This is a genomic window from Streptomyces sp. NPDC102514 (genome assembly GCF_055584525.1).
The window spans coordinates 76,293-103,136 of sequence record NZ_JBVJLW010000020.1 but is presented as its reverse complement, the minus strand read 5'-3'; the positions used below and the strand labels follow the sequence as shown (position 1 = coordinate 103,136).

Here is a 26,844-nt window from a genome sequence, read left to right as displayed (position 1 = left end):
AAGACGGCAGTGGGCCGCTGGGCCTCCGGCGTGGAGGAGCTCACAACTCCCCCATCCGCCGGATGACCGGAGCCACTCGCTGCACCCCGTGTCGGTAGGCACCGCGTGCGGCGCGCCGCACGATCTGCCGCACGGGCCCCGGCTCCCGTTCGGCGTCGGGCGCGCCGGGCAGCGGGCTGCCGTCCGGGGCGAGGTGGTGGCGGGCGAGGATGCCGGGCAGGTAGCCGGGCGCGGTGACGGGCGTGTAGTAGGGGGCGAGGTCGGGCAGCGTGCCCCCGGCGAGCAGCCCGGCGATCCGCTCGCGGGCCGCGTCGAAGGCCGTCTCGTACGAGCCGCCCTCGGCCGGTGAACTCCCGGCGTCGGACCCTCCGGCGGCGACACCCTGCCGGGCGACCCACCGTTCGTCGGGCGACGGGATGTGTCCGTCGTCCAGCTGGTCCCAGGAGGCGAGGCAGCCGGAGCCCACGAAGTGGTGGTTGCCGAGCGACTCGCGCACCCCGAGGTCGGTGAGGACCACGGTGGGGATCCGCCGGTGCAGTGATTCGAGCGCCGCCGTGGAACTGACGGTGACCAGCAGGTCCGTACGGTCGAGGACCTCGCCCATGTGCCCGTACACGAGGCGGAAGTTGGCGGGCAGGCCGCCGGGGATCCGCTCCGCGAGGCGCTGGTAGGGCTGCTCCTCGATGTGGGTGGTGTGCTCGCCCGGCTTGGACCGCAGCTTCAGCAGGACCTCGCGGTCCGGGTGCAGCCTGGCGTGCTGGACGAGCCGGTTCAGCAGGTACGTACGGTCCTTGCGGCTCTCCGGCACGGAGGGCTGCGCGGCGAAGACGACCGTGCAGGGGTCGTGCTTCTCGTACGGGTCGCCGCCGAGGAACGGCAGGGCGACCTCGGTCACCGAGGAGGCGTCGGCGCCCACTCCCTCGTACACGGCGGTGAAACGGTCCGCGTCCTGGCGGGAGTTGGCGAGGACGAGGTCCGCGCCGTGCCGCAGGAGCAGTCCGTCGGCGAGCTTCTCGTAGACGACGCCGACATAGCCGGTGACGACCACGGGCCGCTTCGTGCTGCCCGTCGCCGCGCGCTCCCGCCACTGGTGGGAGAGCCCGTGCAGCATCGCCTGGACACCGCCCCCGACGAGGGACAGCACGAGGACGTCGTACGCGGACTCCTCGCGGGCCATCTCCCTGAGGAACTCGACGGCGGTGACCTCGCGGAGGGAGTCGGCGCGTACGCCGACCTCTTCGAGCTGACGGGCGGTGGGGGTCGCACGGCCCCTCAGGAGGTAGCCGTCGAGCCTGATGTCCGAATCGGCCGGTGCGATACGGTTCGCGGTGAGCGCGCCCCATTTCCACCGGGTGTCGGAATCGGCGAGGACGGCCACTCGCAGGGACTTCGTGGTACTTGCTGGCACACCGAAGACGCTAGGAAGCGATTCCGATCACCGGCCCAACCGGAATACAACAAAGGGTTAACAGCACACCGCCGAATGGCGATGCGACCCCCGATCCGCCCGCAATAAGGCCCGGTTCACCATTCCGCCACGTGTCGTTCACCTGACATCTCACCGGCGGTCAAGACGAATGCCGGGCCGCCGCCTAACGTCACGTGGGTGGTCAAGCTCTCCGTCATCGTGCCGTTCTACAACGTGCAGCAATATGCGCCCGACACCCTGAAGAGTCTGCGTGCGAACGCACGCGACGACTTCGAGTTCATTCTCGTCGACGACTGTTCCCGCGACGAGACGCCGGACATCCTCGCGCGCGCGGAGCGCGAGCTCCCGGGCGCGGTGCATGTCAGACACGAGCAGAACGGAGGACTGGCCACCGCGCGCAACACCGGCATCGACGCGGCACAGGGCGAGTACCTCACGTTCCTCGACGGGGACGACTGGCTCGCCCCCGGCTATTACGAGCAACTGCTCGCCTCCATCGAGGGGTTGGGCTGCGACTTCGTGCGCACGGACCATGTCCAGTGCACCGCGCGGGCCCGCACCATCCACCGCGTGCCGTACGGCAGGCGCGGTGTCGTCCTCGATCCGCGCGAGGCGATCCTGCCCGCCGACCGCTCCACCTCCGTCGACTACGCGTACGCGTGGGCCGGCATCTACCACCGCAGACTGGCCGACCGGGGCCTGCTGCACTTCACCGACGGGCTGCGCACGGCCGAGGACCGGCCGTGGATCTGGAAGCTGCACCGGGAGGCGGAATCGTTCGCCACGGTGGGCCTGCTCGGGGTGTTCTACCGGCGCGGTGTCGCCTCCTCACTGACGCAGATCGGTGACGTACGGCAGCTGGATTTCATTCGCGCGTTCGACCAGGTGGTAAGCGAAACGGCACAGGACCGGGACGCCGATAAACTCCTGCCGAAGGCCGTGCGGACCTACTGTGCGATTATTTCCCATCACCTGGGATCCATCGAAAGGTTCGAGCCGCCAGTGGCACGAAAACTGAAGTCGATGAGTGCCGTCGCATTGCGGCGTATGCCGCAGGACGTCCTCGATGACGCCCTCGACTCCATGGACATACAGCGCGCGACGCGACTGCGTCGGCTGCGTCGCCGGCCGGCGGCCGCGGGGGTGTCCGCGTGACCACCCAGATCTTCATGGCGTCGACGCTGTACGGCACGGCGACGCTCGCCGCCGCCGTCGACGCCGAATGCTTCCGCCCCGCGGACCGGCGTGTCCTGCTGGTCTCCAACAACGCGGCGACACCCGAGACGACACCCGGCGTCGACGAGATGCCCGGCTTCACGCAGCTGCGCGGCCGGTTCGACGACGTGATCTCGTGGAACGAGACCATCTCCCCGTTCCACCCGGGCGGTTGGGCCCCGCGGCTCGACGACGTACCGCTGTGGGAGCGGCATCTGCGGCTCGCCTGGGGGCTCGGCGACGACGACGTCGAGCTGATCGTCGAGTCGATCCAGGTGAACCCGGCGCTCGGCCTCACCCAGATCTTCACGGGCGCCCCCGTCACCGTCTACGCCGACGGCCTGATGAGCTACGGCCCGACCCGCAACAAGATCGACCCGCTGGTCGGCACACGGATCGACCGGCTCCTCCACCTCGACCTGGTGCCGGGCCTCACTCCGCTGCTGCTCACGGAGTTCGGTGTCGGACCGGAGATCGTGCCGACCGAGGTCTTCACCGACGTCCTGGCCGAACTCGTCAAGACGGGCGACGAGTTGCCCGCAATCGACGAACCGGCCCTGCTGCTCGGCCAGTACCTCTCCGCCCTCGGCATCCTCACCGCCGAGGAGGAGGAGGACCTGCACGTACGGATGCTCAAGGGCGCCGTCGCACTCGGGCACGCCCGGATCGTCTTCAAGCCGCACCCCAGCGCGCCGGCCCGCTGGTCGCGCGCCCTGGAGAAGGAGGCCGAGCGGATCGGCGCCGACCTCACGGTGCTCGACACCCCGGTCCTCGCCGAGGTGCTCTACCAGCGGATGCGTCCCGCGCTGGTGGTGGGCTGCTTCTCCACCGCACTGCTCACGGCCTCCGCGCTGTACGGCCTCCCGGTCGCCCGCATCGGCACCGAACCCCTCCTGGAACGCCTCACCCCGTACGAGAACAGCAACCGCGTCCCCGTCACGATCGTGGACGCGCTGCTGCCGGAGCTGACGGACAGCGCGGCCGTCACCGGACAGCGCCAGGGCATGACCGCCGAGGAACTGTCCGAACTGGTACGGGCCGTGGGCTTCGCGATGCAGCCCAAGATCTACCCGGACACCCGGCCGGGCGCCGAGCAGTATCTGACCCGGCGTCTGAACGCCCACACCTGGCGTTACTTCAAGCGGCGGCGCCTCACCTCGCTGGGACTGCCCGGCGCGGTACCGGCGCAGCTCGCCTTCATCCCGCGCAACGCGACGGTACGTCGTGTGGCCAAGCGCGCCCGATCCCTGAAGAGGGCCACTCTCGGATGAGCACCGTGGATTCTTCGCCCGCCCTCACGTCCTCTCCGGGGACGGACTCCTCTCCCGGGGCGGGTGCCTCCACCGAGGCGGGCGACAGCGCTCCTGTCCCACCCCGGATAGTCCCCAAGAAGCACGCCCCGCGCCTGCGCGCGCTGGACGGGCTTCGGCTGATCGCCGCCCTCATGGTCGCCGCGTACCACTACGGCGGCCGGGACGGCGAGGTGACAGGGGCCTGGGGCACCTCGCCCCAGCTCCAGTTCCCCACGCTCCACACCTGGTTCGCGTACGGCTGCCTGGGCGTCCAGATCTTCTTCGTGATCAGCGGCTTCGTGATCTGCATGAGCGGCTGGGGACGGAGTCTGCGCTCGTTCTTCGCCTCGCGGGTCTCCCGGCTGATGCCGGCGTACTGGGCGGCGATCGTCATCGTCACGGCCGTCTTCGCGCTGCCGGTGGTCGCCTACCACGCCGTCTCGCCCAGTGACGCGCTGGTGAACCTGACGCTGCTGCAGCAACCGCTGGGCGTCGACCGGGTGCTCGGCGTCTGCTGGACGCTCTGGGCCGAGGTCCGCTTCTACGCCCTGTTCGCGCTCTGCGTGGTCCTGCCCGGGGCGACCCGGCGGCGCGTGATCCTGTTCTGCGCGAGCTGGACCCTGGCCGCGGCGATCGCCCAGGCGGCGCACGAGCCGCTGCTCGACCTGATCCTGATGCCCGAGTACGCGCCGTTCTTCATCGGCGGCATCGGCCTCTACCTCGTGCACCGCGACCGGCGCGACGCGTACGCGTGGGGCATCGTGCTCGTGAGCTGGCTGATCGGCCAGCACTACGCGGTGGCGCGGCTGTGGCACGCGCCCGACCCGCAGTTCTTCTCCAACCGCAGCTCGACCGGGATCGTCCTCGTCGTCACCCTGGGCTTCGTGGCGGTCGCCGCGGTCGCGCTGGGCTGGCTGAACCGGGCGAACTGGTCCTGGCTGACGGTGGCCGGGGCGCTGACGTACCCCTTCTACCTGGTCCACGAGCACCTGGGCTGGGTCGCCATCAAGGCCTACCACCAGAGCCTGGGCCTGCCGTCGTACGCGACGGCGCTGCTGACGGTCGTGACGATGCTGGCCCTGGCCTGGCTGCTGAACCGGCTCGTCGAGGACCGGCTGACCCCACGGCTGCGCTCGTCCCTGTCAAACCCACGCTGAACTTCACACGCCTGCCGCGCCTGCCGCGCCTGCCAGGGCCTGTCTGACCATTCCCGTCGTCGCCCGCAGGGCGGCCGGGCGGCGTCAGGTGCGTGCTCTGGGGGTCCCCCCGGCCGGAGGCTGGGGGAGTGCCGGGCGCAGAGCCTCGTACTGGACGTACTTGGCTCTGTGCCCGGTGCGGCGAGAGTGCGTGCATGGCGTCGCCAGGCAGACGGGAATGGTCAGACAGGCCCTAGTCCCGCCGCAGCCGCTGAACGTCCTGGAGGATCTCGCCGAGCGCGTCGCCGGCCTCGTCGATGAGGTCGGCGAGCTCGGACATCCGGCGGGCGAGTTCGGCACGGGCGGCGGGGTCGGGGACGAAGTCGACGAGGCCCTCGACGCGCTCGGGCACCTCGGCCGCCCCGCCGTCCTCGACCGCCCCCGTATCGGCCGGTTCCGGGCCGGGCCGGCCGCTCGGTTCAGCCGATTCCACAGCGTGCCTCGATCCCGGCCAGGAGCAGTTCGAGCCCTTCCTCGAACCCCTCGTCGTACCCCTCGAAGATCACCGAGCCCGCCGCCGCCGACAGGGGGTGGTCGGCGAGCATCTCGGCGCGCGCGTCCACGTCGTAGCCCTCGCGGCGCTCCCCCGGCAGCGGATACACGCCCTGCTCCTCGGTGACGAAGCCCAGCGTGTACAGATACGCGGTGGTGAAGGCGCGTACCCCCTGCCGGAGGGTGAACCCGGCGTCCACGAAGGCGCGCAGGTTCCCCTCCATCTGGGCGGCGTGCTCGGTGCCGGTGAAGCGTGAGCCGCTGAAGACCTTGGCCCCGTCGCGGTAGCTCAGCAGCGCGGCCCGCAGACCGCGGTTGGCCACGAGAAGCCGCTCGCGCCAGTCCGTGCCCGGCGGGATCGAGGTACTGGCGATCATCCGCCGGTACATCTCCGTCGCCATCTCGTCCAGCAGCGCCTGCTTGTCCTTGAAGTGCCAGTAGAGGGCGGGCGCCTTGACGTCCAGCTCCTTGGCGATGACGCGGAGGCTGAGGCCGTTGAGGCCGACCTCGTTCAGCAGGCGCAGCGCCGTGTCGGCCACCAGCGCTCGGTCGATCTTCCCTACAGCCACGGTCGCACCCTATCCGGAGGTCTCTCCTTGACAGCTTAACGGCGTTAAGTGCATCCTCGACCCAAGTAACTTAACGACGTTAAGGAGATCGCCGTGGACACCGAAACGCATGCCGCCGGGGACACCACCGTGGACACCGCCGCCGTACCAACCGAGACCGACGTCCTGATCGTGGGCGCCGGGCCCACCGGACTCGCCCTCGCGCTCGACCTCGCCCGGCACGGCGTACGCGCCCTCGTCGTGGAGCGGTCCGCCACCCTCTTCCCCGGCTCGCGCGGCAAGGGGATCCAGCCGCGCACCCAGGAGGTCTTCGACGACCTCGGCGTACTGGACGCGCTCCGGGCGGGCGGCGGCACGTACCCCGTCGGGATGGTCTGGAAGGACGGGCAGCGGCAGGGCGAGCACCGGATGTTCGACGAGGTCGAGGCGACGGAGGCCGACCCGTACGCGGGCTTCGCGCTGATGGTGCCGCAGTGGAGGACACAGGAGATCCTGTACGCGCGCCTGGCGGAGCTGGGCGGCGGCGTCGCCTTCGGCCGGGAACTGGTGGGCCTCGCCCAGGACACCGAAGGGGTGACGGCGAGCTTCGCCTCCGGCGCCCCGGTGCGCGCCCGCTACGCCGTCGCCGCGGACGGCGGCCGGTCGGCCGTGCGGCGCGCGCTGGGCATCGGGATGACCGGCGAGACCGTGGACCCGGCTCCGGCGCTGGTCGCGGACATCCGCGTCACCGGGCTCGACCGCGACAACTGGCACTTCTTCCCGCCCACCGAGGCCGGGCCCGGCCTCCAGGGCGGCTTCCTGGGGATCTGCCCCCTCCCGCACACCGAGGACTTCCAGCTGGCGGCCGGTTTCGCGGACCCGTCCGCCGAGCCGGACCTGTCCCTCGACGGCATCCGCAAGCTGGTCGCCACGCGCACGCATCTGTCCGCGGACGACGTGACCGAGGTCCGCTGGGCCTCCGAGTTCCGGCCGCGGGCCGCGATGGCGGACCGGTTCCGGGACGGTCGGGTCTTCCTTGCGGGTGACGCGGCCCACGTCCACTCGCCCGCGGGCGGCCAGGGCCTCAACACCAGCGTCCAGGACGCCTACAACCTGGGCTGGAAGTTCGCGGCCGTGCTGCGGGGGTCCGCCCCGGCCGCCCTCCTCGACTCGTACGAGGAGGAGCGGATGCCCATCGCCGCGCAGATGCTGGGCCTGTCCACCGGCGTCCACCGCGGCGAGGTGCGGCGCGGTGCGGCCACCCAGCAGCTCGGCCTCGGCTACCGGGGTTCGGCGCTGGCGGTGGAGACGCGTACGGACCTGCCCGAGGAGGCTCTCCGGGCAGGCGACCGCGCACCGGACGGCACCCGCGCCGGAACCCGCCTCTTCGACGCCTTCCGGGGCCCGCACTGGACCCTGCTCACGGTCGGCAGCACGGACAGCGGGGTGCCGGACCTCCCGGGCGTCCGCACGGTCCGCTTCCCCGCGTACGAGGCGTACGGAACCGGGGTGTTCCTGGTCCGCCCCGACGGTTACGTGGGCTGGGCGGGCGGATCGGGCGAACCGGGCGGGTCGGCGCAGGGCCTGGCGGAGTACGCGGCGCGCGTGGGCGCCCTCTAGGACCGCCAGGACTACCAGGGCTGCTTCAGGGGCCCTCAGACGGAGCTGGCGAGCGACAGCTTCACGGCGAAACCCAGGAAGAGCGCGCCGGCGGCGGAGGTGGCCCCCGCGGAGAGCCGCCTGCGCCGCGTGAAGGCCGCCGCCAGCTTCGTCCCGCCGAATATCAGCGCGCTGAGGTAGAGGAAGCTCGCGACCTGGGCGAAGGCGCCGAGCACGACGAACGACAGGGCCGGATACGCGTAGCCGGGGTCGACGAACTGCACGAAGAAGGCGACGAAGAACAGGATCGCCTTCGGGTTGAACAGGCTGATGACGAGCGCCCGCCGGAAGGGCCGCTCCTCGACGGCCTGCGGGACGGTCTCCTCGGCCTCGCCCCGCTCCCGCCGGGTCCGCCACATCTGCCACGCGGCCCGCAGCATCCCGAAGGCCAGCCAGGTGAGATACCCGGCGCCCGCGTACTTCACGATCCCGAACAGCAGGGCGTTGGCCTGCAACAGGGACGCGACACCGGCCGCGGACAGCGTCATCAGCACGGCGTCGCCGCACCAGACACCGGCGGAGGCCTGATATCCGGTCCTGACACCCCGCCGCGCGGCGACGGACAGCACATAGAGCGAGTTCGGCCCCGGCAGCAGAACAATCAGCACGAGGCCCACGAGATAGGTGGGGAGATCGGTTACGCCAAGCATGAGAGGCAGTGTCGCATCCGGGTATGACAGCGCAGGATGGAGTTCCGCGGGACGAGACGGCCGCTCGGATGTCACCACGGCACCTCGGTGACCGGATCGATGAGCGGCGGGGGGTTCAAATGCGTACACCAGGTGTGTGGAGATCGGTCGCGGCGGCGACGGCACTGGCAGCGCTCACCGTGGTGAGCGGGTGCACCATCCAGCCCGCGGGCCCGCCGGGCACCTCACCCTCCGGCTCGCCCGCCGCCGGTACGGCGCCGTCCTCCGGTGCGTCCTCACCGGCCGGCCGCTCCCCCGGTGACGCCAAGCCGCCGAGTTCCGCAGGGCGGTCCGCGGCCAAGGTCCTGTGGTCGCCGGGCGACCGGGGCGGGGACGTACGGGAGTTGCAGGCCCGGCTGCGACAGGTGCTGTGGCTCTACGAGGGGCCCACGGGCACGTACGACGCCTCGACGGTCTACGCGGTCAAGGGTTTCCAGGGCAAGCGCGGCCTGCCGAAGACGGGCACCACGGACGCGGTGACCTGGCAGCGGCTGCTGGGGATGACCCACGCGCCGGGCAAGTGGGACCTGTACGCGTCGGGCGGCCAGCCGGCCGCGAAACCGGACCCGCGCTGTATGACGGGCCGGGTGCTGTGCATCAGCAAGACCAGCCGCACCCTGCGCTGGATGATCGACGGCCGCACGGTCTCCGTGATGGAGGTGCGCTTCGGCGCGCAGTACACGCCCACCCGCGAAGGTGTCTTCGACGTCTACTTCAAGTCGCGTCATCATGTGTCGACGCTCTACGACTCACCCATGCCGTACGCGATGTTCTTCAGCGGCGGCCAGGCGGTCCACTACTCCGCGGACTTCGCGGGGACGGGCTACTACGGCGGCTCGCACGGCTGTGTGAACGTACGGGACGAGGGGAAGATCGCGGCGCTGTTCGCGCAGGTCAGGGACGGCGACAAGGTCGTCATCTACTGGTGAGCGCCGTACGGCGGAGAAGGTGTGCGGGCGCGGGCGGGACCGGGGGAACGTGTCCCGCCCGCGCCTTTTGTGCACTGAGCCGTGAGTACGGGGGGAACCCCGGCTCGTGCGACAGCCGATGACCAGTCGGCTCGCTTAGTACTGCGTCGGGGCGGCTGAAAACGTCACACCGGGACGGCACACGCGTGTAGACGGAACGGAATCGCAGGTCAGAGGCGACCGGTCGGCGCCGTGAGGGCACTGATCCCCGGGGTCGGGGCCGCCTTGCCCCCGTCGCCCCGGAACGTGCCCGTCCCTATGTGGCCGCGGTCGTCACCGCCGTGGCCGTCACCACCGCCGTTGCCGCCGCCGTCACCGCTGCCGCCGCCGTTTCCGCCGCCGTCGCCACCGTCGCCGCCGCGGTCGTCGCCCTTGCCGTTGTCGCCCTTGCCGGGATCGTTGTGCCCGGAACCGTCGCTCCAGTCGTCGTCGGAGTCGCCGTGGTTCCAGGTCCTCAGGATGCTCCTGCAGTACTTCTGCACCTGCTCGGCGCCCCGGGCCGCGTCCTCCAGGGTGCGTCTGCGCCCGTCGTCGAGGTCCTTGCCGTCGCGGATGTCACGGCAGGCCGAGGCGATCCTGGCCCAGCGCTGCGCCTGCCGGTTCTGGCGGCCGGTGTCGTCGGAGTCGGGCTGCGCGCCCGTACCCGTGTCCTCGGGGGTTTCGCCGCCCGGGGCCAGGTTCCCGCCGGTCGGTGCGCCCGCGCTGCCCTCGGGCCGCGGGTCGTCGCCGCGGCTGGTCGCCTCGGGGGACGGGGTGCGGAGCGGGTGGTCCCGGGTGGCGTCGGCCGTCGCGGAGGCGCCCGGTTCCGGTCCGCCCCCGCCGAAGGCCAGGACACCGGCGGTGGCGGCCACGGCGACCCCGCCGATCATCCCGGCGGCCAGCGCGGCGGCGAGGCCGAAGCGCACCGGGCGGCCCCACGGGGAACGGGTGCGGTGGTCCGGGGTGAAACGGCCCAGCCGGACGAGTCCCGCGTCCAGGGAGGCCCCCAGGGACGTGGAGGCCGACGGGGAGGGGAAGGGTGCCGAGGACCGCGTACGGGAGGGTCCGGCGAAGGCCGACTCCGCGCTCCGGCCGGAGCGCGCCGAACGGAAGGCGGCCAACGCGGCTTCCTCGCCCGGGAGTTCGGCACTCCGGTCACCGGCAGCGCCGGCCGGCGCGAACTCGGCACCGGTCGCGCCCAGTTCTTCGAGCGCCTCGGCGAGCCGGTCGGCCTGGGCGCGGATGTCGGCGTCGACGGCTTCGAGCGGTTCTCCGCGCAGCAGCCGTTCCGCCGCGTCGCGGTCCAGCCACCGGCCGGGCGGCGTGGGATCGTCCCCCGGGAAAACAGAGCGCTCGTCGGCCATCACATGTCCTTCTGCGTACGCGAAGGCGTATGCGTCACACCGGCCGACGTCACCGCACGGGTCCGCGGCTCCGTGTGCGGGGGTCTCTGCTGGGGTACCGAGGCCAGGGAGCCCACGGATTCCGGAGCAGCCGCCTCCGGGTCCGCGCCGAGCAGTTCCGCGAGGCGCTTGAGTCCGCGGTGGGCCGCCGTGCGGACGGCGCCGGGCCGTTTGCCGAGGGTGTCCGCGGCGGTCTTGGCGTCGAGGCCGACGACGACCCGCAGCACGACGGCTTCCGCCTGGTCCTGCGGGAGCTGGGCGATGAGGGAGAGGGTGCGGCCCGTGGCGAGCGCCTCCATGGCCTCACCCGCGGTGTCGGACTCGGCCGCCCTGCCGGTCAGTTCGCTCTCGTCGCCGCCTATCGCGGGGCGCCGCCCGCGCATGCGTATGTGGTCGAGCGCGCGGTTACGGGCTATCCGGGCCGCCCAGCCGCGGAAGCGGTCGGCGTCTCCGCTGAACCGTTCGAGGTCGCGGGCGATCTGCAGCCAGGCCTCGGACGTCACGTCCTCGGCGTCCGGGTCACCGACCAGCGTCCGCACATACCCCAGGAGCCGTGGATGCACGGCTCGGTACACAGTCCGGAACGCGGTCTCGTCTCCGTACTGTGCGGCAAGCACCGCGGCGGTCAGCTCCGCGTCGTCCCCCAGCACCGCGCCCCTTATTGCGCCCAGCCGGCGCCGCTCTCGCGGGCCGGGTCATCTCCGTCGTGGTCTCTCGGTCGATGGTTGCGGTCCTGCCCCGCATCCGGCGCGAAATGCACGTTACGGCTTGAAACCGGGGCGCGTCCATGTCCGTACAACATGCAACTAACTCGTTGCGGCCTCAGGTGTGACACAAAACGCACCGGCGGCGCTGAGGAGAGTACGGGCCGCCGCGCGGCCCGTGCCGCGCGACGGCCGGGGCCTCTCCTGTGGGGGGTGGCGGCCCCGGCCGTTGCCATCGGCGGAGCCGGTGCCTCTTCCCGTCAACCGTCCTCATTCTTCTTGCTCTTTGCGCTTTTCGCGCTCTTTGTGGCTGTGCGCCAAGTACCGGCTCAGACGCCGGTGCTGTGGGCCCCTCCAGCACAGTGCTCGCCTCACGGCCGCGGCGTAGCCTTCTGAGCAGCGCCTCACATTCACGGAGACCCTCACCGGATTCTCCAGCGAACACTCTTTCCAAAGGATCACGGCATGCGGGGGCATGTTCAGCGAGCACTACAGGCCGCAGGCGCCAGTCCGCCAAACCCGATCCACCACCCCCCGGATTTGGTGCTGCGCAACCACCCCATCGGCAGCCTGCTGCCGTGGGGCGCCACGGAACAACTCACAGCGAGGAAACCGCCGCCAGCTTGGCGAGGCCCGCCGCGTCCAAGTCGTCCTGTTGAGTACCTCCGCCATGGCCAACTAAGGCTCGCCGCCATCATCAGCGCGTTACACGGCGGCACCGGCTCCTGGGACACCGCCTACAACCTGGCAGAGGAGCGCTTTCCCCACGTACCCCGGCGAGCCCGGCCGGGAGTGCTTATCATCCCCATGCAGAAGGTGAGATCGGACCTTCGAGTGCGGCTGGGGGAGGCAGCCCCCGTCGTTTTCCCCGCCTAGCCGTCTCAACGTGAAGTTGCGCGCGGCGTACGTGACAAGCGCGACCAACACACTACCCGCGAACCGGACACGCACTGGTTCCCGTTCGGCACGATGCGCTGAACCGTCGCCGTCGATGGGCTCCCGGCCCCTTCCCTGCTCGACCACCCGCCGTACTGTGCCGACGTGACTCCTGTCGGCAACAGAGAGAGGGACAGCGGAAGGGCACACCTCAGCCGCGAATGCGACGGACAGTACCGCCAAGGCCGCAAGGCGTGTGACACTCATCACGCCGATGCGTACATGGGGGAGGGACGTTGACGAGGACGCATCCCATCGTAGATCAACAGGAAAGCGTTGCGGCCGTGCGTCTGCTCAAGGCCGTCGCCGTGTCCCACCTCCGCAACCAGCGAGCACAGACCCTGAGCGTGAGCGTCTCGGTCGTCTTCGCGGTGGCCGGCCTGCTGACCGCCCCTGGTTCGCGGTACGGCACCGCCGTCACCCTCGGCGGCACGTTGTGGGCTGCGCTCTACATAGCGGTGATGGCGCCTTGGGCCGAGCGATACCTGCGGACTGCCGCGACTCTTCAGGAAATGTTCGACGCCGACGTACTCGGCCTACCGTGGAACAACGTGGCGGTCGGAAACCGGATCGGCAACGACGAGGTGAGTCGACTCAGCAGAAGCTTCCGCGGCAGCGAGGTCCGGCTGCGAGGCTACTACCTGGTGGTGGAAGCCGCCGCACCGTACGACGTGCTTTTCTGCTTGGAACAGAACTTGGCCTGGGGATCACGAATACGGCTTCGCTACGCCCAGCTCATGCTGGGCGTACTGGTGCTCTGGTCCACAGCGGGCATCCTGCTGGCACTGACTACCGGTGGCACGGTGAGCCGACTGATGACCGGGTGGTTCATTCCCTCGCTCGGCCTGCTGCTCCTGTGTCTGCAGACCTATCGCACGCAGATGACAAGCATTCAGCAGCGGCTGCGAATCCTCAGTCTGGTGCGTTCAGTCATCGATGAGCCCGCGTCGCCGGTAATAACCGCACCGGACGCGCTGCCCCGCTTCGTCCGTCAGGTCCAGGACGCGCTCTTTCAAATGAGACGTCTCCAACCGCGCCTGCCGACCTGGTATTTCCGCCGCTACCACGACCAGGACAAGAGCGATTTCCAGATCAGAATGCACGAGCTGGAATCGAGGTTTCCCCCGCCATGACCGCTCTGGAGGAGCTGACTCACGAGTTCGGGGACGCCGCTGTCGCTTCTGCCATCATCGAGTCTCTGCGCGACAACGGGCGCAAGGTTCTCAGCGGCACCATCGGAGGACGCAGCCACGGCTACAGCGGGGCGCAACTGGTAAGGGCACAGATAGCACATGCCTCGGGACTGCCCCGACCGCATTGGTGTGTGATCAAATATTGTCCCTCGGCTCCGTCGAAGCACCAGCGGGAGAATCGACGGCACTCGGCGGCTCTGGAGGACGCGCCCAGTGAATTCCGTCACGAACACCTCACGGAAATCGCATTTCCGACGGTCCCATGTCCTCATGACGGCTACGTAGTAGGCCAGTTCCTGGCGGGCGGTGTCCCACTGGGGAATGTGGACCTCAACCGACTCGCCGACTGCTGCGAGACGGTCGGGTACGCGCTGCTCCATGAGTGGACCGGCAACGCATACCGCAGTGCGCAGGCGACGGTGGCCGAGTTGCTCATGTCCGAGTTGGGCGACGCCTTTCGCACCGACGGGTGGCTACGCGACTGGGCGCGATCGCGCGGTCTTCTGACAACCGACCTCCTCCAGTTGCCGGGCGAGCGCGAGCCGTTGCCCAACCCGTGGCGGCTGCTCGCCGAGGGCACGCTTGCGCCTCTGGAGAAAATCCATTACCTGGTGGGCCGGACACACGGCGATCTACACGGGGACAACGTTCTCGTGCCCGAGCGCAACAGGGTTCCCGATCCCGACCGCTTCCAGCTGATCGATCTGGCCACCTATGACGCGCAAGCACCCCTCAGCCGGGATCTCGCCACGCTGCTGATCTCGCTCTGCTGGCGGCACATCGGGGAGTCGTCCACGGACAGCCAGGAGACGTTCCTCGCCTATCTGGAGCACGACGAGCGCGACGAAGACCTTGCGGAAGGCATACCGGCCAGAGTGCGGAAGATCATCGACGCACTCAGGGAGCCGGCGCTCCGGTTCGTCGTCGACAAGCACGGCGACACAGATCACTGGCACAGGCAGTTGAAGATCTCACTGCTGGCCCAGGCGATGCTGCACAGTGCGTACGAACGCGGTACGCCGGACGCCCGTCGCTGGTGCGCGCGGCTGGCAGGGCGTCTCACCCGACTTCTTCTCGGATCCGCGCACTCGTGGGTGGCTGGGCCGAAGGCTTTCGACGCCGGGGAGGAACCGGGAAGGGCCGACACGGTGGCAGCACCGACGATCGGCCGGCCTGCCCGGGGCGGCTCTGCCTTCGTCGACCGCACCGTTCCACGGGGCCTCCTCCGGGCGGCGCTGGACGATCGGGTCACCGCTGTCGTCGTGGTCAGCGGCCCGGCCGGGATAGGCAAGACGGCTTTGGTGCGCGAGGTGCTCATGGACCTGTCCAGGGTTGATACGGACGACGAGACTGCGGCGCTCTTCTGGCACGATGCCACTCCGTACGGCGACATCGGCGTGGCAACCTTGGTGGAGGCCATCGAACCGACCGGGCTGGGCCAGGCGGCCGGACCCTACGCACGGGCCCGTCTCGAAATGGCCCTGGACGGCCACCACGCATCCGCCGGATCCCGGCCTGTCGTCGTGATCGACTCGGCGGAGAACCTGCTGAACGACGGCCATGCGTTGCACGACTCGGAGCTCGACCTGGCGTTGGACACCGTGCAAAGCCGACCCCACCCGGTCATCAAGGTCGTTCTCGTGACACAGCACGTGCCCAGGGCCACGACAGGCGTAGCGTGGCCGGAGACCGCCGTCCACATCAGACTGGAAGGACTTGAACCGCTCAGCTTGAAGGAGCATTTCGCCGCACTCGACCCGCGCGACATGTACGGGCTCGCCGCTCTGCCGGACGACGATCTGCGGCGCGTTCACGGCCGTCTGGCCGGCAACCCGCGCCTGGCCGAGTTGCTTTCCGCGATCACCAGCAGCAGATCGGCAAAACTGCAGGCCCACGAAGTCGGCTCGTGGCTGTCCTTCATGCCGGAGAGCGAGGTCCATCATCGCCTGGTGCGCAAATTCATCGACCACCTCCCCGCCGAACAGCAGCGAGTGGTGGAGGGACTGGCGGCACTGGGCATTCCGGCCGACACCGAGTCCGTCATCGGAGTAATGGAGCCTTACGTGCCGGCGCCCCGGGTCGAGCCGGTGTTGCGAGCGCTCGTGGAGGTCCGCCTCGTCCTGGAGCGCCGAGACGGCCGACGGTACGTGCGAAAGAGCGAGATCGATGCGGTTCTCAGCCGTCTGACGGACGGCGACCGGCAGATGGAGCGGGGCGAAGCACCGACCCGGCGTTCGCTCCTCCTGAGAGCGGTCGCGGCGTTGCAGGACATGCAGAAGGACAAAGCCGATATCCACGGCCTGGTCGACCTGGAAGCTCACTTCGCGCGCGTCGATGTCTGGCTTCGGGCAGGCTTGTACGACTACGCGCACTCCCTCATCGATTCGATGAACCTCCTGGTGTGCCGTTGGAGCAGTGGGGTCGAGTTGCGGACCCAGCGGGAAGCCGTGCGCGGGCGGCTCAGTGAGGACGGGGCCGAGATGGTGAATCTCGCCGGGCTGGGAAACATCTACTCTTTCGATGGTGACTTCACTGCTGCCAGGTCCGCGTACGAATGCGCGCTCACTATGGCCCAGCAAAAACAGGACCGTGAGGCGATACGTGGCATCCACATCGGCATGGGCGTCATGTTCGGGGAGCACAGTCATGTCGCGAAGGCCGAGCAGCACTACGCGTGGGCGTGGGCACTGGCCTGCGAGGACGACGCCGACGTAGACCGTGCGAACGCATTGACCGGACTGGCCGTCTGCCGACAGCGGCGCGGCGACTATCGGCAAGCGATCGAGAACGCGCTCTCAGCTTTTGGAGCCGCCCGCGACAGCGATGCCGAATGCGCGTTCGGCGCGGCCCTGCGGTTGGTCCGATGGTATGCCGAGTTGAACGAGATCCGATACGCGCGAACGATGCTGGCCAGGTGTGACGAACTGGTCATAGCCCACCCCGATCCCTCGATGCAGGCGGACCTGCTCTGCGCGAAGGCCGAGCTGTACCTCTGGCAGGACAGGTACGGCGAGGCACGGAGGACGGCCGAGCATGCAATCAGTGTCGCGCGCGACTACCGGTACCCGGTCAATCTACGGCGGTCACTCACCGTACTGGCCACCGCTCATGTGCACATGAGCGACCTCCCGGCGGCCCAGAAGGCGATAGAGGAGGCGGCCCGCTACCGAGTGGCGGGCAAGGAGACAGTGGAATTGGCATTGCGAGGAATCGTCGCACACCGCTCCGGGCTCCCGGGCACCGCGGGAGATCTCTTCCAGCAACTCCACGATGAGACCGGTCGGCGCACCGGAGCAGACGAGACCGACCTGATGGCTTGGGACTTCACCGGCATCGCCCGGTGTTACTCGGTACTCATCGACGAGGAGGAACCCGCGACGGCGCTGGAAGCGTTCAGGCAAGCTCGGCCTGAACACGCCACACAGACACCCGGGCTGGATGACCGGCTGAGATTCTTGCTAGAGATCTTGGCCAACGGTGACCCACGACTCGAACCGGTACTCAGGGAGCTGGCCCGCATGCGGCCAGGCCGCACGGGCTAGTCCCCGAGCCAGCCCATGTCGTACGCCAGCATCACGGCCTCCATGCGGGTACTGACGCCCATCCTCTGGTAAAACGCCCTGAGCAGTCGGTACATGGCCCGCTCCGAGTAGCCGGAGACCGAGGCCAGCCGGGACACGGTCCAACCGTCGGCCAGCCGACTGAGCCAAGCGATCTCGTCACCCGTGGGCTCCGGACCGCGCGGGGCTCGGCCGCCCCGGCCTGTCAGCAGGAGGTCGGCGACCTCGGTCGGCATCACCGCCTCGCCGTTCAACGTTGCGGACACCGCCCGCTGTAATGCAGGCGCTGTCGCCTCACGCGTCGCCACTGAGCGGGCACCGGCCCGCATCGCCCGGGCGCCTAGGGACGCGTCGTCGGCAGGCGACAGCGCAACTACGAGCGGGCGGGGTCGTAGGCGGCACAGAGCGGTCAACCGATCCAGGTCCTCCGCGCAGCACAGAGTCAGCAGCACAAGCCCTCCCGGACGCTCACGCAGCCAGGTTTCGGCGTTCGGAGGCTCTTCCACGAGGTGGCCCAAGCTGGACAACGACGCCGCAACGCCATGCCGGAACATCGGCAGGGGATCCAAGACCGCGACATGAACGGTTGCCGTGGCCTGCCCCTCTCTGTGACCGCCGCGCTATCGGTCGGAAAGCAGCCGACAGCTTAGAGCGTGACAGCAACCTGCCGACGAAGGGGCATGGTCACGCCACGATCCGTCGTGGACCTGCACCGTTGCGCTCACCTAGCTTCAGCTCATCCATCGACGTCAAGGGGGCGCGAGATGTATTCCGACAATCCCGGTCGCCGTATCCATCGGCCCGTCACGCTCCGCACCTCGTCAGTCGGCGGCGGGCCCCCCGAAGACGCCAAAACCCGATACATCCGTGAAGTCGCGGCACGCTACCCGAACCTCACGCCTGACGAGGTGCACGGCATGATCCACCTCGACTACAACCGCCATGACATATCGAAAGACATGGTGCGCGCGGTACTCGCCCCTCCCCGCCCCGAACTACAGCCCCGTCCCCGGTCGCAGGCTCGCCCCGAACCACAGCCTCGTTCGCAACGGCAACCTCGCCCCAGAATGTGACTGCTGTGCCTCGGCTCTTGCCGATCGCGCCGCCGTTGGGAATCCGGCGCGGGCTGCCCAGCTGTCAGTCGCCGTACAGCACGCGCAGATCGACCAGTAGTACGTCGCCACGCCGGTCGGCCAGTTCGACCAGGTCGGGATAGAAGCCGTGCAGGGAATACAGGGCCAGAGCAGTGGCCTCGGTGTCGTGCCCCTGATCCGTGAGCAGGGTACGAATACGGTCCAGTCGCTCCAGGTCACCGGTCCCACGGCGCGCGGCAGTCGCCTTGGCCTCGCCAAGCAGCGCGATCCTCGCGCGGGGAGCCTGCGGGCGCTCGCCGGCGGCCAGGGCGATGACATCTACCTCGTGCTTGGTCCTGGCGGCCTGGTCGGCGACCTCGGTGGTACCGACCGGGCCGGGCAGTCCACTGGGCAACAGGGTGTGAGCGTAACGACGGGTGAAGTCGCGGGCCAGGTCCTCGAAGTGCGGCCCGAGGATCTTGGAGTTGAAGGTCGGAGCGGCCTGCTGCCATACCTGCTCGGCGAAACCCTGCTCCACCGCGGCGGCCTGCGGGAGGGTGATGAGCTGATTGAAGCGGATCACTGGGTCGGCGAGGGTGATGACAGGGTGCTTGGAGCGGAGGATGTCCTGTTCACGCCGGATGTAGCCAGTGGATTCCAGGACTCCGAGAGGGTGGGCGACGGCGTTGCGCGGACGTTCAAGAGCGGCACCGATCTTGCTGGGTGTGGTGGCGCCGTTCGCAATCGCGGTGAGGGTGTCGTAGTACAGCGTGTGTTGCGTGATCCTCGGGTCTTCGCGCAGCAGGTATTCGGTCTCGGTACGCGAGAACACCGCCCGCCCCGGATCGAGCAGCGTCCGGCTGAGCCAGGTGTCGAAGCCGTCGTCCGGATGCGGCCGGGCAGCCACCGGCCGGTAGCCGGGAGCTCCCCCCAGGACCGCGTGCACCTTGAGCGCGGTCAGTGGGTCGGCGATCTGCCAGAAAGCCCGGCTTTCCCGATAGTCGAAAGCACCAAGCCGTAGATCGACCACGGCACGCCCCCTCAGCGGCTTGGTTCCAGAGAGCAGTTCATGCATGACGCTCATCGCCGAGCCGCACAGGATCAGACGCGGACCTGGCCCAGCACCGGGCCGGGCACCCCGCTGGCGCTCGTCGTAGAGCTGTTGCAGCAGCCCCGGGATTTCGGGCGAGTGCTGGAGCAGGTACGGCAACTCGTCGATCACAAGGAGCGGGTACGACGAACGGGCGGTCACCTCAAGGGCGTTGGACAGGACGTCACGCCAGTCGGTGAGACGCAGGCTGCCCTGCCGCAAGCCAGCATAGGCGGCGACCGCGTCACTGAATCGCTGGATCGCAGGCAGCCGCCCCTCTTCCCGTACAGCTGTGACGTACAGGCCACCGACCTGCTCGGATAGGGCCTGCAGAAGGTACGACTTCCCGTGCCGCCGCCGCCCCGACACAATGCCGAGCCGCATCGCCGGATCCGGGTCGGTGAGGAACTCCGCGAGCAGATCCCACTCCCGATCCCGGCCGACCACGTCGTCCGGCTTGATCAATAAGCTCTTCTTCACTCACCGCTCCTACACATCGACTGCGACAGTTTCCGTCTAAGTGTACTTCGACGGTATACGTCATACTCAGGCTCGTCGATGCCCTTGGCGTCCGAACCCAGGGGGCCCATCGGAATGCTTGGGCAGACGCACGATGACGCCCACCCCTTCGCGAACGGGTCCTTGTCACGCAGATCGCTGCACGCCGCAGCCCTCGGCCCGACGGGATATCCACTTCTGGCGCGACAGCCCGCCGGGCCGACCTCGACCGCTGGGCACATGACCGGTGCGTGTCCAGTGGCGGTCGGAAACAGCCGCAACACCTAGATGAGAGCCGATCTGGACAGAAAGAGAGGACCTGCTCCAGGAGAGCAAATGCGCTCCCTCCCCTCAGCTGCTCTCACCCTTCGCGCTCTTTGTGGCCTTCGGGCTTTTCGTGACGCCGTTGCCCGGCGCCTTCGACGGTTTGGCCGAATTACCACCCTCGGCCTTCGCCGCTTTCCCGGCCTTCCCGGCCTTCTCGGCTTCCTTGGCGCTCTTGCTGTTCTTGCTGTTCTTGCTGTTCTTCTTCTCCTTCGCCCCGGCCGACCGCGCCGCGCAGTACGCCGCCACCTCGTCCTCGCCGCCCGCGGCCCGGACCAGCCGCTGCCAGGCGGTCGGGTCGAGGGCCTTGCCCCGTTCCTTCGCGGAGTCGTACGCGCGGCAGTGGGCCTCGGTGTCCCGCGCGGTGGAGGGCCGGTCGGGCCCGGAGTCCGCGGGTCCGCCGACGCCGGCCGGGGCGCCGGGGTCGGCCGCCGCACTGCTCGACGGCCGCCGGGGGCCGTCCCGCTCGCCCCCGTCGTCCCGTCCGCCCACGCCCGAGCCGATGGCCGCCACGGCCACCCCGCCGAGCGTCACGCTCGCCGCCAGCGCGAGCAGCGTCGCCCGCAGCGACCAGCCGCGCCGTTCGCCCGCGGGCCGCCAGTCGTCCCGGCGCCGGGTGCGGACCGCCGCGTGCGCCCCCTCGTCCCGGGCGTCCCGGAACGCGGCGAGGGCCCGCTTCTCCGCGTCGGGGTCCGCTTCCCCGCCCCGTACGGCGGCGGCGAGGAGGACACCGAGGTCCGGGCGGGTGCTGTCGCCCTCTCGTTCAGCCATGTCCGCATCCACTTCCGCCGCCGGAGGACCGTCTGCCGTTCATCCCGACTCCCCCAGCGTCCGGGGCCCGTCTTCCGTCACACCTTCGGCGTCGAGACGGCGGGCCAGCCGCTTCAGACCCCGGTGGGCGGCGGTGCGTACCGCGCCGGGACGTTTACCGAGGACCCGCCCGGCCGCCGGGCCGTCGAGCCCGACGACGACCCGCAGCAGGACGGCCTCCGCCTGGTCGCGCGGCAGGGTCGCGAGGAGTTCGAGGGCGTACTGCGTGCCGAGGGACTCCAGGGCCTGGTCGTCCGTGCTCTGGGCGGCGGGCAGGTCGAGCACGTCCTGTTCCAGTTCGGACGCCCGCGGCCGTACCTTCTGCCGGCGCAGATGATCGAGCGCCCGGTGTCGGGCGATGGTCGCGGTCCAGCCGCGGAACCCCGCCCCGTCCCCGCGGAACCGGCCCAGATCCCGGGCGATCTCCAGCCACGCGTCCGAGGCCACGTCCTCCGCCTCGGCGCCGACCAGGCCCCGCAGATACCCGAGCAGTCCGGGCTGCGCGATCCTGTACGCGACCGCGAAGGCGTCCTCGTCCCCCTGCTGCGCCCGCGCGACGGCCAGGCCCAGCTCCCCGTCGGACGACCGCACGCGGCGGGACTCCCCTCCCTGGCCCAACACTGCCTCGTTCGCACCGGGTGCGGACCACCGTGGTGAACCTCTGTGGCGGACCTCCGTGGCGGACCTCTGCGGCCGCACGGGGTCGCACACCCTCAAGGCCATCTGCGCCGGGCGGCGCAGAAACGTCACAGCCCGTCGGTCGCGCCGCCCGCCTCCACGCATCCGGACCGCCCCGGCGGTCCGGGCGGTCCGGGCGGTCCGGGCGGTCCGGGCGGTCCGGTCCGCGCCCGCCCGTGCAACTGCAGATAGAACGTGCGCAGCGACTCCCGCTCGCCCGCCTCGAACCGCTTCACGACCTTGCCCAGCGGATTCCACACCCGCCCGTCCGGCATCCGTACGCCCACCGGCTGGCCGAACAACTCCCGCTGCCCCTGGTCGAAGTCGACCCACGCGGCGCCGGCCCGCCGCACCAGCACCTCTCCCGCGTACACCCCGAGCCCGTACAGCACCCGGCCCACGGCCGCGTGGTCCCGGCCGCTCCTGCGCAGCCCGTCGACGATGAAGTCGACGACGCGCAGGCTCGCGACGGAGTAGTCCAGCGGCAGCCGGTTGCGGGCCGTGACGTCCTGGACGAACCGGGCCGCGTGCTGCCGCATCCGCAGGTCGGCCGAGAGCCCGCGGGTCCCGCGCGGGGGCCCTCCCGACTCCGCGCTCGTCCCCGTCACGCCTGCGCCCCCTCACTCGGTCACGTCCGGGCCGCGCGAGCCGCGGCCGGTCCGCAACACCAAGCGGGCCGGGCGACCCGAACATCACACGTCCCCATGGTGACAAAGGTCACGCGGCAATTCACCGGAATCCGTACAACCATCTGCTCCCTCAAGCGTCCGGCCCGCCCCGAAGTGACGGACCGCACAGCCCCGTTGGGTGATGTTTCGTCCGGAGTTGGCGCTGAATTAAGAAGCCACTCTTGTGACGGGTGGGTTTTTTGTGCCGCTTTCCTAGGGGTGGGGTATTTGAGTCGCCGGACGACCCATGCGTACAAACCGCTGAGTCTGAAGCGGAGAGCGTGGCTGACGACAGGTGCCGTCGTACTGGCCGGGGCGGGCGCCGTGACGTACGCGGTCGCGAACCCGGGCGACGGCCCGTCGGCGGACGCCGCGCGCAGCAAGCGGCCCGTGAAGGTCCACGAGCTCGCGATGAGCAGCGACGGCACGGGCCGCCGTGAGGTGGAGCGGACGGGCACCGCCCAGTTCTCGCTGCTCGGCATCTCCTGGGCCGGCGCGAAGGCCGAACTCGACGGCACCGCCCAGGTACGGACGCGCGCGCTCGGCTCGGACGAGTGGACCGGCTGGCAGAACCTGGACCTGGAATTCCACCCGGTCGACAAGGCGGAACCGGGCGCCAAGGAGGCGCGCGGCGCGTCCGATCCGTTGTGGGTCGGCCCGAGCGACGGTGTCGAGGCGCGGGTGGTCGCAGCTGGGGGGTCGGCGAGTTCCGGGCTGCCCAAGGGACTTGAGCTGAGTCTCGTGGACCCGGGCGTGACCTCGGCCGAGGCGAAGAACGAGGCGCTGGGCACGGCCACCGGTCTCTCGTTGGACAGCGCGGCCTTCGTAGCCGAGGATCCGACCGGCTCCCCGTCCGACGCCGCCTCGGCGTCCGCGTCCCCGGCGGATTCGGCGGGCGCGGAGCCCACGGGTGCGGCCGACACGACCGGCGCTCCCGCGTCACCCGCCGAAAGCACGTCTCAAAGCGCCTCCGGGAGTGCGTCGGAGAGCGCTTCGGCCTCCCCGACGCCCGACCCGGTCCCGTCCCCGCCGCCGTCCACCGTGACGCAGCCGCCGATCGTCTCCCGCGCCCAGTGGGGTGCCGCCGAGTCGACGGTCAAGGATCCGCCGGAGTACATCGAGAAGGTCAGCGCGGTCTTCGTCCACCACACGGTCGGTACGAACGACTACAGCTGCGCCGAGTCCCCGGCGCTGGTGCGCGGCATCATGGCGTACCACGTGCAGACCGAGCTGTGGAACGACATCGGCTACAACTTCCTGGTCGACAAGTGCGGCCGGATCTTCGAGGGCCGCGCGGGCGGTGTCGATCTCCCGGTGCGCGGCGCGCACACCTACGGCTTCAACGGCGACTCGGCGGGCATCGCCGTCCTCGGTGACTTCGAGGGCGCCGCCGCCACCTCCACCACCGCGGCGAAGGCCGCGGGCAGGCCGACCCGGGCCGCCCTGGAGTCCGTGGCGCGCGTCGCCGCGTGGAAGCTCGGCCAGTACGACGGCAACCCGAGCGGCCAGGTCACCCTGACCGCCGCCGACGACACGGGTGTCTGGAAGGCGGGCCAGCAGGCCACGCTGAACACGATCTCCGGTCACCGCGACGGCTTCGCCACCGAGTGCCCCGGCAAGAACCTCTACTCGAAACTGAGCGAGATCCGCCGGTACGCCTCAAGCCCGGCCAGGAACTCCGCGGTCCCGACGGCCGACTTCAACGGCGACGGCATCAGCGACCTCGTCGCCGCCACGCCCAAGCAGGGCAGCGGCTGGCTCACCCTCGTGCCCGGCGGTGTCAACGGCCCCGTGTCCGCCGCGAAGGTGAAGCTCAACCAGGGCACCGCCAACGTTCCGGGCGCCGCCGAGTCGGGCGACCAGTGGGGCGCGGCCACGGCCCTCGGTGACATCAACGGCGACGGCTACGCGGACATCGCGATCGGCGCCCCCGGCGAGGACGACACGACCGGCCACGCGGACCGCGGGGCGGTGACGATCCTGTACGGCCCGAAGTTCGACCTCGGCGCGGACACCATGGCGCTGGGCGACGACTACGAGCCGTCCGGGGCACGGTTCGGCGCGACGGTCGCGGTCGGCGACTTCAACGCCGACGGCAGGGCGGACGTCTTCACGGCGGCCACCGGCACGGGCGGCAACTGGGCGGCCCGCTTCGACGACGGCCACGAGGTCGCCGGCGACCTCACCACCGCCTCCGGCGCCCTCGCGTACGCGGACGCCACGACCGGTGACTTCAACCGGGACGGCTACGCGGACGTGGCGCTCAACTACCGCGACGCGTCCGGCGCCGGCAAGGTCACCTGGTTCAAGGGGTCCAAGTCGCTGGGCCTGTCGAAGGTGTCCACGCTCTCCGTCAAGGGCGGCCGCTCGATCGCCGCGGGCGACGTGAACGGCAACGGCTACGACGACATCGTCATCGGCCAGCCGTACGCCTCCGAGTCCGGCGCGGTCTCCGGCGGCCAGGTCACGATGGTCCCGGGCACGTCCACGGGCTTCACCACCACCGGGCTGACGAAGATCACCCAGAGCACGGCCGGGGTCGAGGGCGCCAACGAGTCCGGTGACGCGATGGGCACCTCCGTCTCCGTGGGCGACTTCAACGCCGACGGCTTCGCGGACGTCCTCACCGGCGCCCCGAACGAGGACATCACCCGCAGCGGCGCCAACAAGGCCAACGCGGGCGCGGTCTGGCTCCTCAAGGGCGCCTCGACCGGCCTCACCGGCACCGGGTCGCTCTCCTTCTCCCAGGACACGACGGGGGTCCCCGGGTCCACGGAGAAGGACGACAAGCTGGGTTCGGCCGTCTCGCTGACGGACTTCTCCGGCCACGGCCGCGCGCACCTGCTCATCGGCGCGGAGGGCGAGGACGCGTACAACGGCACGCTGCTGTACCTCCCGAGCACCGCCTCGGGGGTCTCCGTCGCCAGGTCGGCGTACTACGGCGTCACCCAGCTGGGCACGGCGACGGCCATGCGACTGGGCCAGGTCCTGACCCCGTAGACAGCACGAGACACACGCACAAGGCCGGGACCCTGTACGGAACAGGGTCCCGGCCTTGCGCGTACGCGCGGGCGGTCGCGAGCGGGTTCAGGCTTGCGGGTTCGGGCCTGCGGGCGCTCAGGCGCGTCCGCGGGCCCGTCGGGAGACCACGGCGCGCAGGACGCGGCGGCCCTCGGTGGTGAGTTCGCGCGCCTGGCGCAGACCACCCGGACCGTGCGCCGACACCAGTTCCAGCACGCTGACCTGGCGGCGGAGTTCGGCGGCGACGAGCGGCGACATGTCCTGCGTACGGCCCTCGCGCCGGTCCCGTGCCGAGGCCGCGCCGTCGGACTCGGCACGGGCCGTGGCGTCCAGCAGGCCGTGGATCTGGAGTGCGGCGACCGAGCAGGCGTCGGCCCACTCCCGCAGGTTCGCGGCGGTCCGCTCCGCCGGGGCCCCGCCGAGCATGCGGTGCGCCAGCGCGACGGCCTCGCCCTCGGCCGACGCGGGGTTCTCCGGGCCGTCCGCCACATAGAGCTTGGCGCGCACCTGCTCGACGCACTCGCCCCAGTCGCGGAACCCCTCCTCGGACTCCGCGAGACTCGCCCACAGGGGGCGCAGGATCTCGTCGTCGCCGCCCAACAGGGGCACGCACCTGTCCAGGCACGCCAGACCGCCGGCCGCGAGACCCAGCTCGTCGGCCTCAGCGGTCAGTTCCACCAGGCTCATCACGCCTCCCTCGGTGGGCCGCCGCTGGTTGCGGAGCCCGCACTTCCCCTTACTGCGTGCACGGTGGCCGGAACGTCACAGTGCGAAGTGGCGGAAATCTACATGGGGATGACGCCCAGCCGGTCCAGGAACCGGAAGAACAGCATCTCGGCCGAGGGGCTCGCATCGGAACTGAGCACATCGAGGAGACGTTCCTCCGACGCGTCACGGCCCGACTCGGCGGCCCAGGCGAGGGCCCGTAGGACGGCGTCGCGCGGTTCCAGGAAGAAGTCGTCGACGGCCAGTCCGTCCTCGTTCCCGCCCAGGTACCCGGCCATCGCGTCCCTGGCCAGACAGGTCGTCCAGGCCCCGCTGTCGGGCGCCGCCGCCTCGACGACCACGCAGTCGCTGTCCATGACGTATCCGAAGAGCGCGGGCGCGCCCGTCTCCTCCGCGAGGTCGTTCATGTTCCCCACGTCCGAGGCGCCCCCGTCGGGAGCGTTCGGGTACTCCCAGACCTGCCAGCCGCCGTCCGCCGTCTCGTGCAGCGTCATGCCCGCCGCACCCGACAACGCGCGTAGCTCGGCAAGCGGCTGCTCGCTTCTGCCCACGACGAAATACCCCCAGTAGCCCATGCCGCTCCCCCCGGTGTATCGGTCGGCCAGCGCCGAATACACCACACGGGCACAGTAGTTCGCCACCGGAACACGCAAGCCGTCAGAAACTGCACAGTCACGGCCGGGGCGACTGCGC

General features: G+C 70.2%; 21 protein-coding genes. 8 read left to right on the top strand and 13 right to left on the bottom strand.

Features of this window, described 5'->3' with window-relative positions; translation table 11 throughout:
- Positions 1 to 40: 40 nt before the first annotated feature.
- On the bottom strand, positions 41 to 1,408 hold the full coding sequence (locus ACZ60E_RS38090; RefSeq protein ID WP_469446514.1) for a DUF6716 putative glycosyltransferase: 1,368 nt from the start codon (positions 1,406 to 1,408) through the stop codon (positions 41 to 43).
- Positions 1,409 to 1,606: 198 nt separating this feature from the next.
- Between ACZ60E_RS38090 and ACZ60E_RS38085 the strand changes: the two genes are divergently transcribed.
- From ACZ60E_RS38085 to ACZ60E_RS38075, 3 genes are read left to right on the top strand one after another with little or no spacing between them, the layout of a single operon-like run.
- A complete protein-coding gene (locus ACZ60E_RS38085) occupies positions 1,607 to 2,584 on the top strand; it encodes a glycosyltransferase family 2 protein (RefSeq protein WP_366784352.1) in 978 nt (325 codons plus the stop codon).
- Positions 2,581 to 3,915, top strand: coding sequence for an alpha-2,8-polysialyltransferase family protein (locus ACZ60E_RS38080; protein WP_453791990.1), 1,335 nt, complete (start codon positions 2,581 to 2,583; stop codon positions 3,913 to 3,915). The genes ACZ60E_RS38085 and ACZ60E_RS38080 overlap by 4 nt, the downstream gene beginning before the upstream one ends.
- Complete coding sequence (locus ACZ60E_RS38075; RefSeq protein ID WP_469446513.1) at positions 3,912 to 5,093, top strand: acyltransferase family protein; 1,182 nt, start codon at positions 3,912 to 3,914, stop codon at positions 5,091 to 5,093. Before ACZ60E_RS38080 ends, ACZ60E_RS38075 begins: the two co-directional genes overlap by 4 nt.
- 232 nt (positions 5,094 to 5,325) lie before the next feature.
- Here ACZ60E_RS38075 and ACZ60E_RS38070 read toward each other — a convergent pair whose 3' ends face one another.
- A complete protein-coding gene (locus tag ACZ60E_RS38070) occupies positions 5,326 to 5,565 on the bottom strand; it encodes a hypothetical protein (protein ID WP_469446511.1) in 240 nt (79 codons plus the stop codon).
- Positions 5,552 to 6,193 carry a TetR/AcrR family transcriptional regulator gene (locus ACZ60E_RS38065; protein WP_469446510.1) on the bottom strand — a complete coding sequence of 214 codons (642 nt, stop codon included), beginning with the start codon at positions 6,191 to 6,193 and terminating at the stop codon, positions 5,552 to 5,554. The genes ACZ60E_RS38070 and ACZ60E_RS38065 overlap by 14 nt, the downstream gene beginning before the upstream one ends.
- 93 nt (positions 6,194 to 6,286) lie before the next feature.
- On the opposite strand from ACZ60E_RS38065, the gene ACZ60E_RS38060 reads away from it, so the two are divergent.
- A complete protein-coding gene (locus tag ACZ60E_RS38060) occupies positions 6,287 to 7,792 on the top strand; it encodes an FAD-dependent oxidoreductase (protein ID WP_469446508.1) in 1,506 nt (501 codons plus the stop codon).
- 35 nt (positions 7,793 to 7,827) lie between these two features.
- Here ACZ60E_RS38060 and leuE read toward each other — a convergent pair whose 3' ends face one another.
- On the bottom strand, positions 7,828 to 8,481 hold the full coding sequence (gene leuE, locus ACZ60E_RS38055) for a leucine efflux protein LeuE (protein ID WP_469446507.1): 654 nt from the start codon (positions 8,479 to 8,481) through the stop codon (positions 7,828 to 7,830).
- Positions 8,482 to 8,600: 119 nt separating this feature from the next.
- Here leuE and ACZ60E_RS38050 point away from each other — a divergent pair, with 119 nt between their 5' ends.
- Positions 8,601 to 9,449 (top strand): L,D-transpeptidase family protein, encoded by an 849-nt coding sequence (locus ACZ60E_RS38050; RefSeq protein WP_384800206.1) that lies wholly within the window; start codon positions 8,601 to 8,603, stop codon positions 9,447 to 9,449.
- A gap of 209 nt (positions 9,450 to 9,658) precedes the next feature.
- Here the strand turns inward: ACZ60E_RS38050 and ACZ60E_RS38045 are convergent, their stop codons facing one another.
- Complete coding sequence (locus ACZ60E_RS38045) at positions 9,659 to 10,831, bottom strand: hypothetical protein (RefSeq protein WP_469446505.1); 1,173 nt, start codon at positions 10,829 to 10,831, stop codon at positions 9,659 to 9,661.
- Complete coding sequence (locus ACZ60E_RS38040) at positions 10,831 to 11,520, bottom strand: RNA polymerase sigma factor (RefSeq protein ID WP_384800212.1); 690 nt, start codon at positions 11,518 to 11,520, stop codon at positions 10,831 to 10,833. The genes ACZ60E_RS38045 and ACZ60E_RS38040 overlap by 1 nt, the downstream gene beginning before the upstream one ends.
- 1,226 nt (positions 11,521 to 12,746) lie before the next feature.
- Between ACZ60E_RS38040 and ACZ60E_RS38035 the strand changes: the two genes are divergently transcribed.
- Both ACZ60E_RS38035 and ACZ60E_RS38030 read left to right on the top strand, forming a co-directional pair.
- A complete protein-coding gene (locus ACZ60E_RS38035) occupies positions 12,747 to 13,643 on the top strand; it encodes an S-4TM family putative pore-forming effector (RefSeq protein WP_469446503.1) in 897 nt (298 codons plus the stop codon).
- Positions 13,640 to 17,245, top strand: coding sequence for an ATP-binding protein (locus ACZ60E_RS38030; protein WP_469446501.1), 3,606 nt, complete (start codon positions 13,640 to 13,642; stop codon positions 17,243 to 17,245). Before ACZ60E_RS38035 ends, ACZ60E_RS38030 begins: the two co-directional genes overlap by 4 nt.
- Here ACZ60E_RS38030 and ACZ60E_RS38025 read toward each other — a convergent pair.
- The 5 genes from ACZ60E_RS38025 to ACZ60E_RS38005 all read right to left on the bottom strand — a co-directional run bounded on the left by ACZ60E_RS38025 (position 17,242) and on the right by ACZ60E_RS38005 (position 22,344).
- Complete coding sequence (locus tag ACZ60E_RS38025; protein ID WP_469446500.1) at positions 17,242 to 17,529, bottom strand: helix-turn-helix domain-containing protein; 288 nt, start codon at positions 17,527 to 17,529, stop codon at positions 17,242 to 17,244. The genes ACZ60E_RS38030 and ACZ60E_RS38025 overlap by 4 nt on opposite strands.
- Positions 17,530 to 18,400: 871 nt before the next feature.
- Positions 18,401 to 19,906 (bottom strand): AAA family ATPase, encoded by a 1,506-nt coding sequence (locus ACZ60E_RS38020; RefSeq protein ID WP_469446498.1) that lies wholly within the window; start codon positions 19,904 to 19,906, stop codon positions 18,401 to 18,403.
- 369 nt (positions 19,907 to 20,275) lie between these two features.
- Positions 20,276 to 21,019: a hypothetical protein gene (locus ACZ60E_RS38015; RefSeq protein WP_469446496.1), complete on the bottom strand. Its 744-nt coding sequence runs from the start codon at positions 21,017 to 21,019 to the stop codon at positions 20,276 to 20,278.
- 39 nt (positions 21,020 to 21,058) lie between these two features.
- Positions 21,059 to 21,676, bottom strand: a complete 618-nt coding sequence (locus tag ACZ60E_RS38010; RefSeq protein ID WP_469446495.1) for an RNA polymerase sigma factor — start codon at positions 21,674 to 21,676, stop codon at positions 21,059 to 21,061.
- A gap of 128 nt (positions 21,677 to 21,804) precedes the next feature.
- Complete coding sequence (locus tag ACZ60E_RS38005; RefSeq protein ID WP_469446493.1) at positions 21,805 to 22,344, bottom strand: hypothetical protein; 540 nt, start codon at positions 22,342 to 22,344, stop codon at positions 21,805 to 21,807.
- Positions 22,345 to 22,623: 279 nt separating this feature from the next.
- On the opposite strand from ACZ60E_RS38005, the gene ACZ60E_RS38000 reads away from it, so the two are divergent.
- On the top strand, positions 22,624 to 25,404 hold the full coding sequence (locus tag ACZ60E_RS38000; RefSeq protein ID WP_469446492.1) for an FG-GAP-like repeat-containing protein: 2,781 nt from the start codon (positions 22,624 to 22,626) through the stop codon (positions 25,402 to 25,404).
- A gap of 117 nt (positions 25,405 to 25,521) precedes the next feature.
- Here ACZ60E_RS38000 and ACZ60E_RS37995 read toward each other — a convergent pair whose 3' ends face one another.
- Positions 25,522 to 26,112, bottom strand: a complete 591-nt coding sequence (locus tag ACZ60E_RS37995; protein WP_385834268.1) for a hypothetical protein — start codon at positions 26,110 to 26,112, stop codon at positions 25,522 to 25,524.
- A gap of 98 nt (positions 26,113 to 26,210) precedes the next feature.
- Positions 26,211 to 26,726, bottom strand: a complete 516-nt coding sequence (locus ACZ60E_RS37990; RefSeq protein WP_469446579.1) for a hypothetical protein — start codon at positions 26,724 to 26,726, stop codon at positions 26,211 to 26,213.
- Positions 26,727 to 26,844 lie beyond the last annotated feature (118 nt).

Bases quoted from the DNA above. Each gene is read 5' to 3' on its own strand.
- ACZ60E_RS38075 (WP_469446513.1), top strand. From the start codon at position 3,912: ATGAGCACCGTGGATTCTTCGCCCGCCCTCACGTCCTCTCCGGGGACG.
- leuE (WP_469446507.1), bottom strand. From the start codon at position 8,481: ATGCTTGGCGTAACCGATCTCCCCACCTATCTCGTGGGCCTCGTGCTG.
- ACZ60E_RS38050 (WP_384800206.1), top strand. From the start codon at position 8,601: ATGCGTACACCAGGTGTGTGGAGATCGGTCGCGGCGGCGACGGCACTG.
- ACZ60E_RS38045 (WP_469446505.1), bottom strand. From the start codon at position 10,831: ATGGCCGACGAGCGCTCTGTTTTCCCGGGGGACGATCCCACGCCGCCC.
- ACZ60E_RS38030 (WP_469446501.1), top strand. From the start codon at position 13,640: ATGACCGCTCTGGAGGAGCTGACTCACGAGTTCGGGGACGCCGCTGTC.
- ACZ60E_RS38015 (WP_469446496.1), bottom strand. From the start codon at position 21,019: ATGGCTGAACGAGAGGGCGACAGCACCCGCCCGGACCTCGGTGTCCTC.
- ACZ60E_RS37995 (WP_385834268.1), bottom strand. From the start codon at position 26,112: ATGAGCCTGGTGGAACTGACCGCTGAGGCCGACGAGCTGGGTCTCGCG.
- ACZ60E_RS37990 (WP_469446579.1), bottom strand. From the start codon at position 26,726: ATGGGCTACTGGGGGTATTTCGTCGTGGGCAGAAGCGAGCAGCCGCTT.